Raw genomic sequence first — 16,036 nt, forward strand, 5'->3', positions numbered from 1 at the left:
ACCCGATCTCACATCGCGTAGACGCTGACCGCGTTATCGTAAAAGAGCGCGAGCCGGTCCTCGATCGAATACGGCGCGGCTATCGCCTTGAAGCCGTCGAAGATATCCGTCATCCGGTTCACCACGCCGTCCACCGGAAAGTTGCTGGCGAACGAGCAGCGCTTTGCCCCGAACACGTCGATTGCGGTACGCACGACAGGCGCATTCGCTTCGACGCTCCAGGGCTGCCCCGGAATACAGATCCCCGAAATCTTCAGATGCACGTTCGGCTCGCGCGCCACCAGTTCAAGCGCGTTGCGCCAGTCTTTCAGGCCTTGCTCGGAGCGATCCGCCGGCAGCCCAGTGTGATTGATGACGATCCGCGTTTCCGGGAAATCACGCGCCAGTTCCGCCGCCTCGTTGAAATGCCACCAGAACACCTGAAGTTCGAACAACAGGTTGTGGTCGCGCAGTTTCGCGTAACCGTCGCGCCACTTCCGGTCGCGCATCGATCCGGGCGCGACGAAACCATTCGTGTACTCGTCGCGCGCGAGCGCAGCCGGTTTGTGCCGAATACCCTTCACCAGCGGATGCCGGCCATAGACATCGAGGACCGCGTCCACGTCTTCCCGATCGAGCCACGCCTGCGCGCTCATCGCGTGCGGAAAGCCGTGCTCGCGTTGCAGCGACTCGACCCAGCGTAGTTCGCCGAGCGGATCGGACGGGTCCCACTCCCCTTCGATAAGCACCGTCTTCACGATCTTGTGATGCCCCGCCGCGCGAAAATAATCAGCGGGCAGGAAGGTGCGCCGGATCGCATCGTAGTTGCCGTAGCGAAAGTTCTTCACGGGCTTGTCCGCGAGCCACGGATAGTAATTTCGCTCGATGTCGAAGAAGTGCTGATGAGCGTCCGCGATGGGTAGATCGTCGTCCGAGCCGCTCGCGAGAAACCGGCGGCGAAGTTCGTTGGCGTTTGACACTGGCGCTTCCCTTGGCTTAAACCACGACGCGATAAAACCGCTGCGCGTTCCGATAAAAAATCTTCTCCAGCGCATCGCGCCCGAGCGGTTCGAGCATCCTTCTCATGCTGCGAACGAGGACGTCGTAACTCACGCGCAAACCGGCGACCGGGAAGTTGCTCGCGAACATGCAGCGATCGACACCGAAAATGGAGACCGCATCGAGCACGATCCTGCGGTTATCGTCGTAATTCCAGGGCGCGTCCTTCAGGCCGAACTCCGACAGCTTCACCGAAACGTTCGGCTGCTTTGCGAGCTGCTCCATCGCGCGTCGCCAATGCGACAGACCTTCTTCGCTCCGGTCCCACGGAAAGCCTGTGTGATTCAACACAATCCCGGTGTTCGGAAACATGCGCGCCACTTCGGCGGCATCGGCGAGATGCCACGGCGGCACGCGCAAGTCCCACGAAAAGCCGAACTTATCGAGCAGCGAGAAGCCGTGCAGCCAGGCCGGATCGCGCATTGTTCCGCGAATATCGTCAAGGCGCTCGGCGGGACTTTTCGACGTTACCGGCTTCGAACGAATCCCGCGCACGAGCGGATAAGCGGCATGCTGAGCAAGCACTTCCTCCGTGTCGGGCCGGTCGAACCACGCATGCGCGACCACCGCGCCCGGAAAGCCGTATCGCTCATGCACCTCGTGCAGCCAGCGCGTTTCGGCGACCTGCTCGTCGCGCGCACGTTCCGCTTCGACATGGACTGTTCCGATCACGGGTTGCGCGCCTACCGCCGCAAGATAGTCTCGCGGAAGAAAGTCCCGGCAAAGGCTGCGGTAATCGCCGAGAAAAAACTCTTCGTGATAGTCGTCCTGCAGCCACGGATAACGCCCTGCCGAGAGATCCCACAGATGATGATGCGCATCGATGATCGGGATGTCGTCCGGCGCGATGTCGTTCATCTTCATGCGGATACGATGCCGGCCCGGCTCGCTTTATCACTGACGCGCGCCTTCAGTTTTTCGACATTGACGACGAAGCGCGAATGACTGCCCGTACACACTTGCTCGATGTCGTCGAACACGGCGATGTCGAACTTCACGGCGCGGCCGTCGATGCCCGTCACCTTCACTTCGATGCGCACGCTCATGCCGAGCAACGTCGCGCCGGTGTGCGCGATATCGACGGCCGTGCCCACCGAGTTCTCGCCTTCATCCACGAATTCGAGCAGATAGTCGAGACACGTCTGTTCGATATCGTCGATGAGTTTCGGCGTCGCATAGATGCGCAGGTCTTCGCCGAGAAAAGAGATCGTTCGCTCACGATCGACTTCGATGCTGCGCGAGTGAAGCGCGCCGACGCGCAATGAATCCTTGATCATGGTTCAATTTCCAGGAAGAAAGCCCGTGGACACCCACGGTACGGCAACGAGTACGAGCAGCGCCACCGTGAGTGCGCCGAGATAAGGCCACACGCGCTTCATCGCGCCGTCCGGATCGACTTTCGCAATCGCGCACGCTGCGTAGAAGCCGACGCCGAAGGGCGGCGCGAAGAGCCCGAGGCCCATCGCGAAGATCGCGACCATCGCATAGTGCACCTCGTTGATGCCGAGCTGTCGCGCGACCGGAAACAACAACGGGCCGAACAACACGATCGCGGGAATGCCTTCGAGAAAGCTGCCGAGCAACACGAACGCCACCGCCGAGATCAGCAGGAAGCCCATGGAACCGCCGGGCGCCACCGACATGAGCTGCGCGAGTTGATGCGAGAAGCCGGATTGCGTGAGCGCCCAGGCCATCGCCGTGGCGCAGCCGATGATGATCAGAATCGCCCCCGACAACGATGCCGTGCCGACGATGATCGGATAGAGCCGGTTCCACTTGAACGAGCGATAGAACACGAGTCCGACGACGAACGTATAAGCCACGCCGACGGAAGCGACCTCGGTCGCCGTCGCGATGCCTTCGACGACTGCCGCGCGAATCACGAACGGCAACGCGAGCGCGGGCAGCGCGAACAGAAACGCCCGGCCGACTTCACGCGGCTTCGCGCGTTCCACTTCCTTCAACTCGCGCTTGCGGTTCTTCAGCCAGATCACCGCGATCATCGCGAGCGCGCCGACGACCGCCGGCATGAAGCCGCCCGTGAACAACGCGGAGATCGATACGCCCGTGACCGAGCCGATGGTGATCAGCACGAGACTCGGCGGAATGGTCTCCGACATCGCACCCGAAGCGCTCAGCATCGCGACGAGTTCGTTCTCGTCCTCGCCGCGTTTTTTCATCTCCGGAAAGAGCGCGGGTGCGACGGCCGCCATATCCGCGGCCTTCGATCCCGAGATGCCGCTGACCAGATAGATCGCGCCGATCAGCACATAGGACAGGCCGCCCTTGAAATGGCCGATCAACGACGCGAGAAAGCGGATCATGGCCTGCGCCATGCCCATAGCTTCGATAAGCGCGCCGAGGAACACGAACAAGGGAATGGCGAGCAGGATCATGCTCGACATGCCTTCGTCGATACGACCCATCACGACGAGCATCGGCGTCATCGTCACGGTGCTCAGATACGCGACCGTCGACAACCCGAAGGCGACCATGATCGGCACGCCGATCGACACCATGAACACGACGGCGACCACGAAGAAGATCACGAGGTTCCAGTTGCCGAGCGCGGTCATCGCGGCCTTGAACGTCATCAGCGCAAGCGCGATGCCGCCGACGACCACAGCCGATAGCACGAAGTGCATCGCACGCGCCTGCTCCATGAGCCTTGCGACGGAAATCGCGAGCATCAACGTGAGGCCGACCGCGAGCGCGGCGACGCGATAACCGTTGGAAATCTCCAGCGCCGCGCTCGTGATGGCCCACTCCTCCGACACGTATTCCCACGCCGGCGACAGCAACATCATGATGAACGCGATGACGACGACCGCGCCGAACGTATCGACGAATGCGCGCCGCGACGGTTGCAGATGCGCGATGAAGGTCGTGAGCCGCATGTGCTCGTTGCGGCGCAGCGCGATGACCGCGCCGAGCATCGCGAGCCAGATGAAAAGCAGCGTCGCCAGTTCGTCGCCCCAGATCAGCGGATCGTGGAGCGCGTACCGATAGAACACGTTCGCGAACAGCAGCAGCACTTCGGCCACCACGAGCGCCGCGGCACAGAGTTCGGTCGACCAGCGGATGCAGGCATCGAGAATATGACCCGCTCTTGCAACCGGCCCGAGCGGTTTGCTCGCGGCCGGCACAGGCATGGCCGCCATGGAAACGTCAGTGCTCATGATGCGCCCCTTCCTCACGAAAGCTGCCCGGAATACTTCTCTAGAAGTCCCCATGCCGCATCGCCGTATTTCTTTTTCCACTCGGCGTAGAAGCCTTTTTGCTGCAGATCGGTACGGAACGCTTGCTGATCGACCTTGTTGAACGTGACGCCCTTGGCCGTGAGCGCCGGTTCGAGACTCTGATTGAGCCGGATGACTTCCTCGCGCTGCTTCATCGCGGCTTGGTTGATGTTGCGCGCGACGATGTCCTGCACGTCACGCGGCAGCTTCGGCCATGTCTTGCCGCTCGCGAGCAGCCAGAAGCCGTTCCAGATGTGACCCGTCAGCGAACAGTACTTCTGCACCTCGTAGAAGCGCGCGGACTGCACCACGACGAGCGGATTCTCCTGTCCTTCGACGACCTTCGTCTGCAGCGCGGAGTACGTCTCGTTGATGCTGATGCCGGTCGGCGCCGCACCGAAGGTCTTGAACATCGAAGTCCATAGCGGACTGACCAGCACGCGGATCTTGAAGCCCTTGAGATCGGCGGGCGTTTTGATCGGGCGCGTCGAACTGGTGATCTGCCTAAAGCCGTTGTTCCAGACCTTGTCCATCGCGATCAGTCCGGCTTTCGCGGCCTGCTCGCGCACGTGCTTGCCGAGATCGCCGTCCATCGCGGCCCAGACGTCGTCGTAGTTCTTGAACGCGAACGGCACGCTTTCGATCGATGCAACCGGCACGAGCGTCGACAGGATCGCGCCCGGCAGCGGAATGAAATCGACGCCGCCCGCGCGCACTTGCGAGAGCATGTCGGTGTCGCCGCCCATCTGCGCGTTCGCGAACACCTGGAGATCGACGCGGCCGTTCGTCTCCTTCTTGATCGACGCCGAAGCCTCGCGCATGTGCGCATTGAGAGGATGGCTGTCGGGCAAACTGCTCGCATATTTGAGGACGATGGGCGCGGCCTGCGCGAACACGCGGTTTGGTGCAGCGATGCCCGCCGCCGTAGCGGCCACGGCGAGTCCCGCCGTCGTCAGGAAGTCCCGACGTGTAATGGTTTCACTCATGTTTGTCTCCTGAACTCTGTCATGCGCGTTTTCGATCGCGTCTTTATTGCGCCAGCGCCACGACGGCCTTCTCTTCGATAAGCCGATCGACGTCACGCGCCGAATAGCCCGCCTCCATCAGCACTTCTTTCGTGTGCTGACCAAGCAGCGGCGCAGCACGGTTGCCCGAACGCTTTGCATCGGAGAAGTGAATCGGCAAGCCCAGGCCTCTAACTTTCCCGGCGAGCGGATGATCGGTCTCGACCACCATCTCGCGCGCGATCGTCTGCGGATGAGCGAGCGCCGCCGCGATATCGAGCACCGGGCCCGCGGGCAGGCCAATGCGGTCGAACTGCGCCATCCATTCATCCGTCGTTCGGCGCACGAGCAATTCATTGAGGATCGCGACGAGCGCCTCGCGGTGCTGAAGCCTCAGCGCATTGGTTGCGAAGCGCGCATCGCTCGCGAGTTCGGGTGCATCGAGCACGTCGAGCAGGCGTTCGTAATTGCTCTGATTGGCCGCGCCGATATTGATCCAGCCGTCGCTCGTCTTGAAGACCTGATACGGCGCGCTCGTCGAATTCGCGGAACCCATCTTCGGCAGAATGGTGCCGTCCGCGAGATAGCTTGCCGCGGGCCAGAACATCTGCTGCAAACCCGCTTCGAAGAGCGACGTGTCGACCATCTGACCGCGTCCGGTGCGAAGCTTCTGCGCATACGCCGCCGCGATGCCGAGCGCCGCGAGAATGCCCGAGTTGATGTCGGCCACGGGCGAGCCTGCCTTGACGGGCTCGCGTCCCTCTTCGCCTGTCATGCTCATCATGCCGCTCATGCCTTGAGCGATAAGATCGAAGCCGCCCTTCTCGCCGAACGGTCCAGTGCGGCCGAAACCCGAGATCGCGCAATAGATCAGTCCCGGATTGAGTTCCTTGAGCGTGTCATAACCGAGACCGAACTTCTCCATCGTGCGTGCCGGCGCGATAGTTTTCCGTGACGACATCCGCGTCCGATAACAATCGCTTCAATACTTCGCGGCCACCATCGCTCTTCAGATTCAGGCCGATGCCGCGCTTGTTGCGATTGACGATCATGAACGACGCGGATTCGCCGCTCGGCAAGATCGGCGAGAAGCGGCGCGAATCGTCGCCGTCGGGCACTTTCTCGACTTTCACGACATCCGCGCCCATATCGGCGAGCATCATCCCGCATACGGGGCCGGACATGATGTGCGCCAGTTCAATAACTTTCATTCCACTCAGCGGACCCATTTCACTTTCCCTCGAAGACTGGTTTCTGTTTTGCATTGAATGCTTCTGCGCCGATACGAAAGTCTTCCGTGTCGAAGCAATCGAATGCGGACTCGATCTCCTCGACAGAAAGCGCGGGCGAGCGCGTGAGCCTGTTCGACGCTGCCTTATGCCAGCGCGCGACGAGCGGCGCCCCACGCGCGATGCGCCTAGCGGTTGCGATAGCTTCTTCCTCCACGGCATCGTCGGCGACGACACGCGATGTCAGCCCTTTCGCGAGCGCTTCGCGCGCATCGAAGATGCGTCCTTCGAGCACGATCTCCATCGCGACCGCTCGACCTGCGAGGCGAATCAGCGCGCCGAGTTCCGCATAAGACATGGTGAGTCCGAGCTGTCCGACGGGCGCGCCGAAGCGGCTCGATTCGCCGCAGATGCGGATATCGCAGAGCGACGCGATCTCCAGTCCGCCGCCGACGCACACACCGTGAATCATCGCGACGACGGGATGACGGCAATGCTCGATAGCATCCATCGCGGCTGTCGTGATCTCCGCATAAGCGCGCGCCTGTTCCCGGTTCGATCGAAGCGCTGCAAACTCGCCGATATCCGCGCCCGCTGCGAATGCTTTCGTTCCGGCACCGCGCAGGATGACGCATCGAATGCTGTCGTCATCCGATAACTTTTTCATTGCCGCGCCGAGATCGCGCCACATCGAAAGCGTGAGCGCATTCATCTTCTCGGGGTTATCGAGCGCGACGATTGCTATGTCGCCGTTGCGCTCTATTGTCAGCTTGTCTCCCATTTCTTCCTCTAATAGTGGCGTGCTCTCGCGGCAAGTCAGAACGACGCTTCGAGCATCGCGTGATAGTCGCTGGCGGACGCGTCGCGCGGATTGGTCTTGTGGCTGTGATCCTTCAACGCGCCCTTGACGATGTCCGCAAACATCTCGCGCGTAACGCCGACGCCGGAAAGCGTCGTGGGAAGACCGAGGCGGCTCGTCATCTCCCTGATCGAAGGTCCGACGTTCGCCGGATTTTCGAGGCCCATGGCTTGCGCGAGTCGCGCGAGCTTGCCTTCTTCCCGAACCACCGGCGCATCCTGATTGAAGGCGATCACGGCAGGCAAAAAGATCGCGTTCAACGTTCCGTGATGCAGACGCGGATCGATGCCGCCGAGCGAATGACTGAGGCTATGCACGCATCCCAGCCCTTTCTGGAACGCGAGCGCGCCCTGCATCGATGCGCTCATCATGTTCATGCGCGCGACCCGGTCGTCGGGATGCGCCGTGGCGCGCTCGATGTGACGCCATGCGCGCCAGAGTCCATCGAGCGCGATGCCGTCGGCCGCGGGATTGAAGGCCGGCGCCATGAAGGTCTCGATGCAATGCGCGATCGCGTCCATGCCGGTCGCGGCGGTCATCGTCGCGGGCAGCTTGAGCGTCAGCTCGGGATCGCAGATGGCGGACTTCGGCACGACGAACGGCGAGATCACGCCGACCTTTCTGCCGTCTTCGAGAATCAGGATCGCGCCGCGTCCGACTTCGCTGCCGGTGCCCGCCGTCGTCGGAATTGCGATGACCGGCGCTGTCGCCGATGTGATGCGCGTCGCGCCGCCTTCGATCACGGCGAAGCTTTGCAACGGGCCTTCGTGGGTCGCGCAAACCGCTACGCCCTTCGCGAGATCGATCGACGATCCGCCGCCCACCGCGATGATTCCGTCGCAGCGCGCAGCGATGAACACGGCGACCGCTTCGCGCACCGCTGCTTCGTTCGGATTCGGCGGCGTGCCGTCATAAACGGCCACTTCATGCTCCGCGCTCAAAGCCGTCAGCACCTTGTCCACGATGCCAGCCGCCTTGATGCCGCGATCCGTCACGATAAGCGGCCTGCTGATTCCGATCCTTTCGCATTCGCTCTTCAAGAGGCGCACGGCGCCGAAGTCGAACTGGATCTGCGTGATGTAATTGATGAGGGCCATGTTGATCGACAGTTATAGGTACACAAAAACCCGAATAGCAGGAACCCTGATCGATGCGGGTTAACGTTAGGCTTTAAGCTATGCGCAATGCGGGTTTGATGCGGCAGTATAGGCAGCGGTCGAAACAGCCGGAATTGACAATAATGAATACGGGTATAACTATTCCTCAACTCGAAGCATGACTCCTTCGCTCAACTCCATCATTTCCCGGCTGCATCTCAAGCAGTTGCGTTTGCTCATCGCGCTTGCCGATCATGGTTCGCTGCTGAGCGCCGCCAAGCAGGTTTCACTTACTCAGCCTGGCGCAAGCAAGGCGCTGCACGAAATCGAAACGACCTTCGGCACCGCGCTTTTCAACAGGACGAGCCGAGGGCTTGAACCGAACGACATCGGTCATTGCGTGATTCGCTATGCGCGCTTGATTCATACCGACGTGGCGCATTTGCGTGAAGAGATCGTCGGCATCATGCGTGGACACGGAGGACGCGTTTCGGTCGGCGTCATCATGGGCGCGGTGCCGCGCGCGATCGAAGCTATCTCGTCGCTGGTCACGAAGCATGGGGAGATGTCGGTCGAGATCGTCGAAGATACGAGCGCCGCGTTGCTGAGCCTCATCGATGCCGGACGGCTCGACCTCGCCGTGTGTCGCACGACGATCAGCCAGACGCCCTTTCTCTATGACAGCGTCAATCTGCAAGAGGAAACGCTGGCCGTCATTGCGAACCTGAGCCATCCGTTTCAGAAGGCGCGCAGGCTGCACCTGAAAGATCTTGCCGACGTGAGATGGGTCGTGTATCGCGCCAACATGCCGATGCGCATGCTGCTCGAACGCGAGTTCCGCGAAGCCGGCATCCGCTTTCCGCTGCATCTCGTTGAAACCACGTCGGCGTTTGCCACGCTTTCACTGTTGCAAAGCAATCCGACTTTTGTCGCGCTCGTGTCCATCGATGTGGCCGAGTTCTTCACGCGACATGGCATGGCTCGCATGCTCCCGCTCAAGCTGTCTTCGAAAAGCGAGCCATACGAACTCGTCACGCGGCGCGGCGCGCCGGTCTCCGTGGGCGCGCGCCTTTTGATGGACGAACTGCTCGCCCAGCACATCGAGCCCGAAGACGCGCTCAAGCCATGACCCCGCGTTATAGCCGTAGTCGCAACTCTCAGTATTCCGTCGCGAAGCTCTTGTCTACACTCCGCCGCAGCCGAATCGAACGGCCAATAACATCAACGGAGACAGCTTCATGGACGAGACTTATCTGCGCAGGCACTTCTTCAAGAACATCGCGGCGTTGTCGGCCGGCGCATTGGCGACATCGATCATCCCGGGCGGTGTCTCGGCGCAAACGCAGACGCCTGCAGAGTGCGAGGCCGGCGTGATCGCGGCAGGCGGCCCGGATGTGCAACGCAGATACATCAGGACGCCCACGGGCTATTTCATGGTGCTGCGCATGGGCGACAACGTCTTCGAGCAACTGACGAAGTTCGCGCTGGCGGAGAGCATTCCTGCGGTCAGCTTGACGGGCATCGGCTTCGGTCATCCGACGTTCGGCTTCTGGAACGCGGCGAAGAAAGACTTCGATGCGAAGACGTTCCGCAATGTCGAGATGGGCAGCCTGACGGGATCGGTCGCGTGGAAAGAAGGCAAGCCGTCGATCCATATGCACGGCGTGGCCGGTGACAGCAACTTCAACGCCTACGGCGGCCACCTGCTGAATCTCGAAGTGGGAACCGGCTCGACGGAAATCACGCTCGTGATCCATCAGAAGCGGCTCGAACGCGCGGTCGATCCGTGCATCGGCGCCAATGTGCTCGGCATTGGCTGAAGCATCGGGGAGATCGCCGTCTGGCGATAACAGACGGCGTCGACATTTGACGCGGAATCAATATTCTTTCCCATTTCAAGCGGTTTTTCGAATGAATCGAACCGGTCAGAATCACGTTCATCGACATTGAACGATGCATCGGACCGGAGAACGCATTCCATGAATCAGATTCCCGCTTTTGGACTGGGCACTTTCCGCCTGAAAGACCAGGTCGTCATGGACTCGGTGCGCAACGGGCTCGAACTCGGCTATGGCGCGATCGACACCGCGCAGATCTACGGCAACGAAGCCGAAGTCGGCGCGGCGATCGCGGCCTCGGGCGCACCCCGCTCGGACATCTTTCTGACGACCAAGATCTGGTCCGACAACTATTCGCGCGACAAGCTCGTGCCGAGCCTGAAAGAGAGTCTGACGAAGCTGCGCGTCGATGAAGTCGACCTCACGCTGATCCACTGGCCCGCGCCGGACAACGGCGTTTCGCTTGAGGAATTCATGAGCGCACTCGCGGATGCGAAGGCGCAAGGTCTCACGAAGCAGATCGGCATTTCCAACTTCAACATCGAATTGACGAAGCAGGCTATCGCGGTGGTCGGCAAGGACAACATCGCGACCAACCAGATCGAGTTGAGCCCGTATCTGCAAAACCGCAAGCTCGTCCAGTTTCTTCGCGAGCAAGGCATTCACGTCACGTCGTACATGACGCTCGCTTATGGCAAGGTGCTGAACGATCCGGTCATCGGCGAGATCGCGAAGCGGCATCACGCCACGGCGGCGCAGGTCGCGCTCGCGTGGGCGCTGCGACTCGGCTACTCGGTGATCCCGTCGTCGACGAAGCGCGAGAACCTCGCGAGCAACCTGCTCTCGCAACAGCTCAAACTAACTGCCGAAGACATGGCGCAGATCGCCGAACTGGAACGCAACGGCCGTGAAGTCAGTCCTGAAGGCCTCGCGCCGGTGTGGGACTGAACGAAGAGTCGAATCGAAGGACCGGCAGGCGAAGACACTAGCTGATCTCGGTCGCGCACGCGTTGGCGCGTCCCACGAGCAGGCGTTCGAGCGCCTTCACGTCCGCGCATTCTTCGACATTCAACACGGCATGCGCCAGCGAAACGGCCGCGTCGTTTCCGATCACATCGTCCGCAAGACTCCAGTACTTCGCCACCAGTTGCGTATCGTCCAACGGACGGCGCGGGTCGCCTAGCGGGATCGTCGCCTTAAGCGAGCGTGTCGTGCCGTCGGCGTAAGTGACGGTGACTTCGGGTTCGTCGAGATCGGCGAGCGATGCGTCCGGTTCGAGGACGATGCGCTGCATCATCGACGCCACGCGCATGTCCGTGCGCGCCCGTTCGACGAAGGCTTCGATACCCGCATTGCCGAACACGAGCGCAGCGGCGAGCGCATAAGGCATGCTCATTTGCGCCGACGCCAGATTGACCGGCTTCCGGTCGCCGCACATCCCGTGAACGAATGCGCTGAGTTTCACGCGCACATGCGCGACAGAACCACCGTTCGTCAGTTCGATGAGCGCATCCAGCGCCGAATGAATGCTGCGGCAGCACGCATGCGGCTTGATCGAACAGCGCATGATCTTCCAGTTCGCGCCAAGCTCCGCGACGAGCGCATCGGGGCACGCCGAATCCGCCGCGAACGTGCGCAGGAAGCCGCCCCATACGTCCTCGAAAATGCGCGTGGCGCCGCTCATGCCCTCCGCCGCGAGCAACGCCGCCGTGAGGCCGCCTTCCGCCGCGCGTCCGGAATGCAGGCGCTTGGTCTGCGACCCGTCGTGGATGAAACCCCAGAGTCCTCCCGCGAAGCTCGCCGCGTGCCCGAGCGCCGCGCCGATGCCGCGCGCATCGAGTCCGAGCACGCGCGCACTCGCGGCGGCCGCGCCGAACACGCCGCAGGTCATCGTCGAATGCCAGCCGCGTCCGTTGTGCGCCGAGTAGCCGCCGCACGCTTCGAGCACGCGCCGCGCGATGTCGTAGCCGAGCACGATCGCGTGCAGCAACTCGCGGCCGGAAACGCACCGATCGACACGGCCGAGCGCCGCGAAGACCGCGGGCACGACGACCGCGCCCGAGTGATCGCAGCCGCCGGAATCGTCGAGTTCGAGAGCATGCGCCGCGATGCCGTTGATGAACGCGGCATCGCGTGCATTCGTGCGTCGCGATGTGCCCCATATGATGGCGTCGCCCGTCGAATCCATCACCGAGCGCGCAGCTCGCGCCGGCTCCGTGCGCGCACCCGCGAGCGCCGCGCCGAGCGTATCGAGCAGATGCCGTTTCGCTTTTTCGACGACCTCGTGCGGCAGTTCGTCGAACGACGAATCCGCGATGAAGTTCGCAAGCCGTTCCGATAAAAAGTGCTCCCGCTTGTTCATGCGATGGTGGTCCTGTGACGCTCGAAGATCTCGACCGGATGTCCGGGCTCGTTGGCGCTGCATCGCTCGCGCCACCACGATGCGGCCTGCGAGCCGGTCGCGAACCAGACATCGCCGCGTGCGCGCATCGTCGCGAGCAAGGCCCGCAGCACGCCGATGCGCCCCGCCGTCCCGATGATCTCCGGATGCAGCCGCATCACGAAGCACAAGCCGAAGCGATGAAACGCCTCGAAGTCGCGCGTCCAGTTGCCAAGCACTTCGCGATACGACGCGATGCGCGACTGACCGACCGGCACCGGCGGTGCGAGATTGAACGCGAAGTAAGGCTCGTCTTCGAGCTCCACGTGCAGCGGCAATTCGATCAGCGGCGCATCGAGATGGTAGTAAGGGAGGTCGTCGCCAAGCCACGTCGAAGTCCATGCGATGCCCCGCGCGTGCAAATGCGCGGCGAAGCCAGGCGCCCAGTTGCCGGTGAACGGACGAAAGCCCGCGGGCGTGCGGCCCAGAGCCTCGGTAAGCGTGGCATGGCCGCAGTCGAACGCGTGCTTCTGCTGCGCGAGATCGAGCGTATCGAAGTCCTCGCAGGCATCGCCGCTCACGCCTATTTCATGTCCGGCCGCGTCGATGCGCATGACGAGATCGCGATGCGTGCGCGCGACCTGTCCCGGCATGAACCAGCTCGAAGGCACATCGTATTCGTCGAGCGTCGCGAGCAGTCGATCCACGCCGCGCTTCGCGCCATAGCGCCACACGGAAAGCGATTTCTCGCGGCCCTCGATATCCGGCGCCTGCGTGCGAATGCCGAGATCGTCGTTGCAATCGACAGTGAGAATCACGGCCGAGCGCGCGCCGCCGGGCCATTTCGCATCGTTCGTCATGCGCTCGCCTGCCCGCTCGACATCCACCAGTCGGCGACTTCGCTGCCGGTCGCGAACCATACGTCGCCCGCCGCGAGCATGTGATCGATCAAGCCCTCGATGAGCGCGATGCGTCCGGGCTTGCCCGACACCTTCGGATGAAACAGCGTGGTCATGCAGAGTCCCTCGTCGTGCGAGCCGTCGAACTCGCGGCGCCAGTTGTCGAGCGTCGTCTCGTAGCTCGCGATACGATCGAGGCCCGCGGGAAAGTCCGGCCTGCGCTGATAAGCAAGCGATGCGTAATCGTCCAGTTCCCAGCGCGCGGGAATCTCGATCAGGCCGCTTTTCGCATCGAGCACATAGGGACGATCGTCGCCGCGCATCGAGCTCGAATAGCGCACGCCGAACTCCGCGAGAATGCCGGGAGTTTCGGCGCTCCAGTCGCCCGATGGCGTGCGAAAGCCGACCGGACGCACGCCGAGATGACGCTCGAACAGTTGCGTCGATATCTCCATGATCTCGCGCTGGCGTTCCGGCGTAAGCGTCCAGAATGCCTCGTGCCGATAGCCGTGATACGCGACTTCATGTCCGCCGCGCACGATCTCGCGGCATTGCGAAGGCCAGTTCTCCATCACCCATGCGGGAACGAAGAACGTCGCGCGCACGCCGCGCTCGGCGAGCACGTCGAGAATCCTGCCGAGCGCGCGCCACGGCCCATACGCGCCGAGCGTAAAGTAAGCGGGATTGCGCCAGATCGAGCCGTCGAGCATGGCGCTGCCGGTCGGGCCATCGAGATCGAATGCGAGCGCGACACATGAACGCTTGCCATCGGGCCAGCGCGGCGTCGCGTCGATACGAGGCTCAGTTGCTTGCATTGATCTGCGCCTTTTGCACGCCTTGTTCCTGCAAGCCCCACTTGGCGAGAATCTTTTGATAAGTGCCGTCGGCGATGAGCTGATCGAAGGCCTTCGTCACGGCGTCGTTGAGGACCGCGCTGTCCTTCGCCATGCCGACGCCCATGTATTGCGACATGAACGGCGCGCCGATCGTCACGTATGCGTTCTGATCGATCTTGTTCTGATACGGCATGGTCTCGCCGCCCTGCACGGCCGCGTCGATCCGTCCCTGACGCAGTTGCATGCGCGCATCCGACGAACCATCGGTGCCGACGACCGCGATCGGCTTCTTGCCCGCCTTCACGCAATGTTCGTCGCTCCACGCCTTAATGTTCGTCGGAAACGACGTGCGCCGGCTCGAACCGACCGTCTTGCCGCACAACGCATCCATGTTGGGGAAATCGCCCGCGTGCGTCTTCAGCGCGTAATACTGCGGACCGCTCTTCAGATAGTCGAGAAAGTTCACCGACGCGCGCCGCTCGGGAATATCCGTCATGCCCGACAAAATGATATCCACGCGCTTGGTCGTGAGCGCGCTCAGCATCTGATCGAAGCTCGTTTCCTGCCATACCATCTTCACGCCCATCTTCGCGGCGAGCGCTTCGCCGAGGTCGATGTCGAAGCCCGTCAGCTTGTCGGTCTCCGGGTCCTTGAACTCGAACGGTGGATAGTTCGGCACCACGGCGGCAACGATTTCCTTCTTGCCGGGCGCTGATGCCTGCGCGCTGGCCGCATCGACATGCAGCAGCGCGGCGGCGCAGACCAGTGCACAGAGGCTTTGCAAACGAAGAGTGGCTTTCATGAAATGCTCGCTCCGGAATCGATTGTTTGATTGACCTTCAGACGTTCTCAGGCCAGCACGGCGGAAATGAAATCGCGCGTGCGGGCATGGCGCGGCTCGGACAGAACCTGCTCCGGCGGTCCCGCCTCGACGATTTGCCCCTGATCCATGAACACGACGCGATTCGCCACTTCGCGCGCAAAGCCCAGTTCGTGCGTGACGATGATCATCGTCATGCCGCTTTGCGCGAGGCCGCGCATGACGGCGAGCACTTCGCCGACCAGTTCGGGATCGAGCGCGGACGTGGGTTCATCGAACAGCAGCAGTTGCGGATGCATCGCGAGCGCGCGTGCGATGGCCACGCGCTGCTGCTGGCCGCCCGACAACTCGACGGGAAACGCATCGCACTTGTGGCCGAGCCCGACGCGTTCGAGCAGCGCGCGCGCTTCCTGCACGGCTTGCGCGCGCGGGCGCTTCAACACATGCACCGGGCCTTCGATCACGTTCTCCAGCGCCGTCATGTGCGGGAAGAGATTGAAGCGCTGGAAGACCATCGCGGTCGCGAGACGCTGGCGCGCGATCTCCTTCTCCGAGAGTTCATGGAGCCGGTTGCCCGACTGCCTGTAGCCGAGCAGTTCGCCCTTCACCCAGAGCGAGCCGTCGCTGATCGTTTCGAGTTGATTGATGCAGCGAAGCAAGGTGCTCTTGCCCGAGCCCGAAGGTCCGATGATGCACAGCACTTCGCCCTCGGCGACATCGAGCGTGATGCCCTTCAACGCCTGGAACTCGCCGAACGATTTGCGCACGTCCGATGCGCGAACGATTGGATTCATGCG

Annotated in this window: 15 protein-coding genes and 1 pseudogene; 3 read left to right on the forward strand and 13 right to left on the reverse strand. The window is 62.2% G+C overall.

Annotation, left to right across the window (positions count from 1 at the left end; translation table 11 throughout):
- Positions 1-8 precede the first annotated feature (8 nt).
- From AWB82_RS26190 to AWB82_RS26225, 8 genes and pseudogenes are all read right to left on the reverse strand, one after another.
- Positions 9-959 carry an amidohydrolase family protein gene (locus AWB82_RS26190; protein ID WP_235023445.1) on the reverse strand — a complete coding sequence of 317 codons (951 nt, stop codon included), beginning with the start codon at positions 957-959 and terminating at the stop codon, positions 9-11.
- Between the two features lie 16 nt (positions 960-975).
- Positions 976-1,902 carry an amidohydrolase family protein gene (locus AWB82_RS26195; RefSeq protein WP_086972264.1) on the reverse strand — a complete coding sequence of 309 codons (927 nt, stop codon included), beginning with the start codon at positions 1,900-1,902 and terminating at the stop codon, positions 976-978.
- Positions 1,899-2,315, reverse strand: a complete 417-nt coding sequence (locus AWB82_RS26200) for a thioesterase family protein (protein WP_086972265.1) — start codon at positions 2,313-2,315, stop codon at positions 1,899-1,901. The genes AWB82_RS26195 and AWB82_RS26200 overlap by 4 nt, the downstream gene beginning before the upstream one ends.
- A 3-nt stretch (positions 2,316-2,318) precedes the next feature.
- Positions 2,319-4,199: a TRAP transporter large permease gene (locus AWB82_RS26205; RefSeq protein ID WP_200818205.1), complete on the reverse strand. Its 1,881-nt coding sequence runs from the start codon at positions 4,197-4,199 to the stop codon at positions 2,319-2,321.
- Between the two features lie 32 nt (positions 4,200-4,231).
- Positions 4,232-5,263 (reverse strand): TRAP transporter substrate-binding protein, encoded by a 1,032-nt coding sequence (locus AWB82_RS26210; protein WP_086972266.1) that lies wholly within the window; start codon positions 5,261-5,263, stop codon positions 4,232-4,234.
- Positions 5,264-5,306: 43 nt separating this feature from the next.
- A pseudogene (locus AWB82_RS26215) lies at positions 5,307-6,492 on the reverse strand (CaiB/BaiF CoA transferase family protein).
- Between the two features lie 19 nt (positions 6,493-6,511).
- Positions 6,512-7,291: an enoyl-CoA hydratase-related protein gene (locus AWB82_RS26220; protein WP_086972267.1), complete on the reverse strand. Its 780-nt coding sequence runs from the start codon at positions 7,289-7,291 to the stop codon at positions 6,512-6,514.
- A gap of 35 nt (positions 7,292-7,326) precedes the next feature.
- The gene (locus tag AWB82_RS26225; RefSeq protein ID WP_086972268.1) at positions 7,327-8,466 is read right to left on the reverse strand and encodes an iron-containing alcohol dehydrogenase; all 1,140 of its coding nucleotides are present in this window, start codon (positions 8,464-8,466) and stop codon (positions 7,327-7,329) included.
- Between the two features lie 178 nt (positions 8,467-8,644).
- Here AWB82_RS26225 and AWB82_RS26230 point away from each other — a divergent pair, with 178 nt between their 5' ends.
- From AWB82_RS26230 to dkgB, 3 genes are all read left to right on the forward strand, one after another.
- Positions 8,645-9,595, forward strand: coding sequence for a LysR family transcriptional regulator (locus tag AWB82_RS26230; protein WP_086972269.1), 951 nt, complete (start codon positions 8,645-8,647; stop codon positions 9,593-9,595).
- Positions 9,596-9,704: 109 nt separating this feature from the next.
- Entirely contained in the window at positions 9,705-10,286 is a 582-nt protein-coding gene (locus AWB82_RS26235; RefSeq protein ID WP_086972270.1) for a PPC domain-containing DNA-binding protein, read from the forward strand.
- 159 nt (positions 10,287-10,445) lie between these two features.
- Positions 10,446-11,252, forward strand: coding sequence for a 2,5-didehydrogluconate reductase DkgB (gene dkgB / locus AWB82_RS26240; protein WP_086972271.1), 807 nt, complete (start codon positions 10,446-10,448; stop codon positions 11,250-11,252).
- A 37-nt stretch (positions 11,253-11,289) separates the two neighbouring features.
- Here the strand turns inward: dkgB and AWB82_RS26245 are convergent, their stop codons facing one another.
- Genes AWB82_RS26245 through AWB82_RS26265 form a run of 5 tightly spaced genes read right to left on the reverse strand, consistent with a single transcriptional unit; the run spans position 11,290 to position 16,033 of the window.
- Entirely contained in the window at positions 11,290-12,666 is a 1,377-nt protein-coding gene (locus AWB82_RS26245; protein ID WP_086972272.1) for an MmgE/PrpD family protein, read from the reverse strand.
- Positions 12,663-13,544: a polysaccharide deacetylase family protein gene (locus AWB82_RS26250; RefSeq protein WP_086972273.1), complete on the reverse strand. Its 882-nt coding sequence runs from the start codon at positions 13,542-13,544 to the stop codon at positions 12,663-12,665. The genes AWB82_RS26245 and AWB82_RS26250 overlap by 4 nt, the downstream gene beginning before the upstream one ends.
- The gene (locus AWB82_RS26255) at positions 13,541-14,398 is read right to left on the reverse strand and encodes a polysaccharide deacetylase family protein (RefSeq protein WP_086972274.1); all 858 of its coding nucleotides are present in this window, start codon (positions 14,396-14,398) and stop codon (positions 13,541-13,543) included. Before AWB82_RS26255 ends, AWB82_RS26250 begins: the two co-directional genes overlap by 4 nt.
- A complete protein-coding gene (locus AWB82_RS26260; protein ID WP_086972275.1) occupies positions 14,385-15,221 on the reverse strand; it encodes an ABC transporter substrate-binding protein in 837 nt (278 codons plus the stop codon). Before AWB82_RS26260 ends, AWB82_RS26255 begins: the two co-directional genes overlap by 14 nt.
- 47 nt (positions 15,222-15,268) lie before the next feature.
- Positions 15,269-16,033 carry an amino acid ABC transporter ATP-binding protein gene (locus tag AWB82_RS26265; protein ID WP_086972276.1) on the reverse strand — a complete coding sequence of 255 codons (765 nt, stop codon included), beginning with the start codon at positions 16,031-16,033 and terminating at the stop codon, positions 15,269-15,271.
- Positions 16,034-16,036: the final 3 nt, after the last annotated feature.

It is taken from the genome of Caballeronia glebae (assembly GCF_001545035.1).
In the GTDB taxonomy this organism is placed as follows: domain Bacteria; phylum Pseudomonadota; class Gammaproteobacteria; order Burkholderiales; family Burkholderiaceae; genus Caballeronia; species Caballeronia glebae.

What these genes read in the sequence shown, in the direction of transcription:
- AWB82_RS26205 (WP_200818205.1), bottom strand. Translation starts at nt 4,199, where the DNA reads ATGGCGGCCATGCCTGTGCCGGCCGCGAGCAAACCGCTCGGGCCGGTT.
- AWB82_RS26265 (WP_086972276.1), bottom strand. Translation starts at nt 16,033, where the DNA reads ATGAATCCAATCGTTCGCGCATCGGACGTGCGCAAATCGTTCGGCGAG.
- AWB82_RS26250 (WP_086972273.1), bottom strand. Translation starts at nt 13,544, where the DNA reads ATGACGAACGATGCGAAATGGCCCGGCGGCGCGCGCTCGGCCGTGATT.
- AWB82_RS26210 (WP_086972266.1), bottom strand. Translation starts at nt 5,263, where the DNA reads ATGAGTGAAACCATTACACGTCGGGACTTCCTGACGACGGCGGGACTC.
- AWB82_RS26230 (WP_086972269.1), top strand. Translation starts at nt 8,645, where the DNA reads ATGACTCCTTCGCTCAACTCCATCATTTCCCGGCTGCATCTCAAGCAG.
- AWB82_RS26220 (WP_086972267.1), bottom strand. Translation starts at nt 7,291, where the DNA reads ATGGGAGACAAGCTGACAATAGAGCGCAACGGCGACATAGCAATCGTC.
- AWB82_RS26225 (WP_086972268.1), bottom strand. Translation starts at nt 8,466, where the DNA reads ATGGCCCTCATCAATTACATCACGCAGATCCAGTTCGACTTCGGCGCC.
- AWB82_RS26235 (WP_086972270.1), top strand. Translation starts at nt 9,705, where the DNA reads ATGGACGAGACTTATCTGCGCAGGCACTTCTTCAAGAACATCGCGGCG.
- AWB82_RS26200 (WP_086972265.1), bottom strand. Translation starts at nt 2,315, where the DNA reads ATGATCAAGGATTCATTGCGCGTCGGCGCGCTTCACTCGCGCAGCATC.
- AWB82_RS26255 (WP_086972274.1), bottom strand. Translation starts at nt 14,398, where the DNA reads ATGCAAGCAACTGAGCCTCGTATCGACGCGACGCCGCGCTGGCCCGAT.
- dkgB (WP_086972271.1), top strand. Translation starts at nt 10,446, where the DNA reads ATGAATCAGATTCCCGCTTTTGGACTGGGCACTTTCCGCCTGAAAGAC.
- AWB82_RS26260 (WP_086972275.1), bottom strand. Translation starts at nt 15,221, where the DNA reads ATGAAAGCCACTCTTCGTTTGCAAAGCCTCTGTGCACTGGTCTGCGCC.
- AWB82_RS26245 (WP_086972272.1), bottom strand. Translation starts at nt 12,666, where the DNA reads ATGAACAAGCGGGAGCACTTTTTATCGGAACGGCTTGCGAACTTCATC.
- AWB82_RS26195 (WP_086972264.1), bottom strand. Translation starts at nt 1,902, where the DNA reads ATGAAGATGAACGACATCGCGCCGGACGACATCCCGATCATCGATGCG.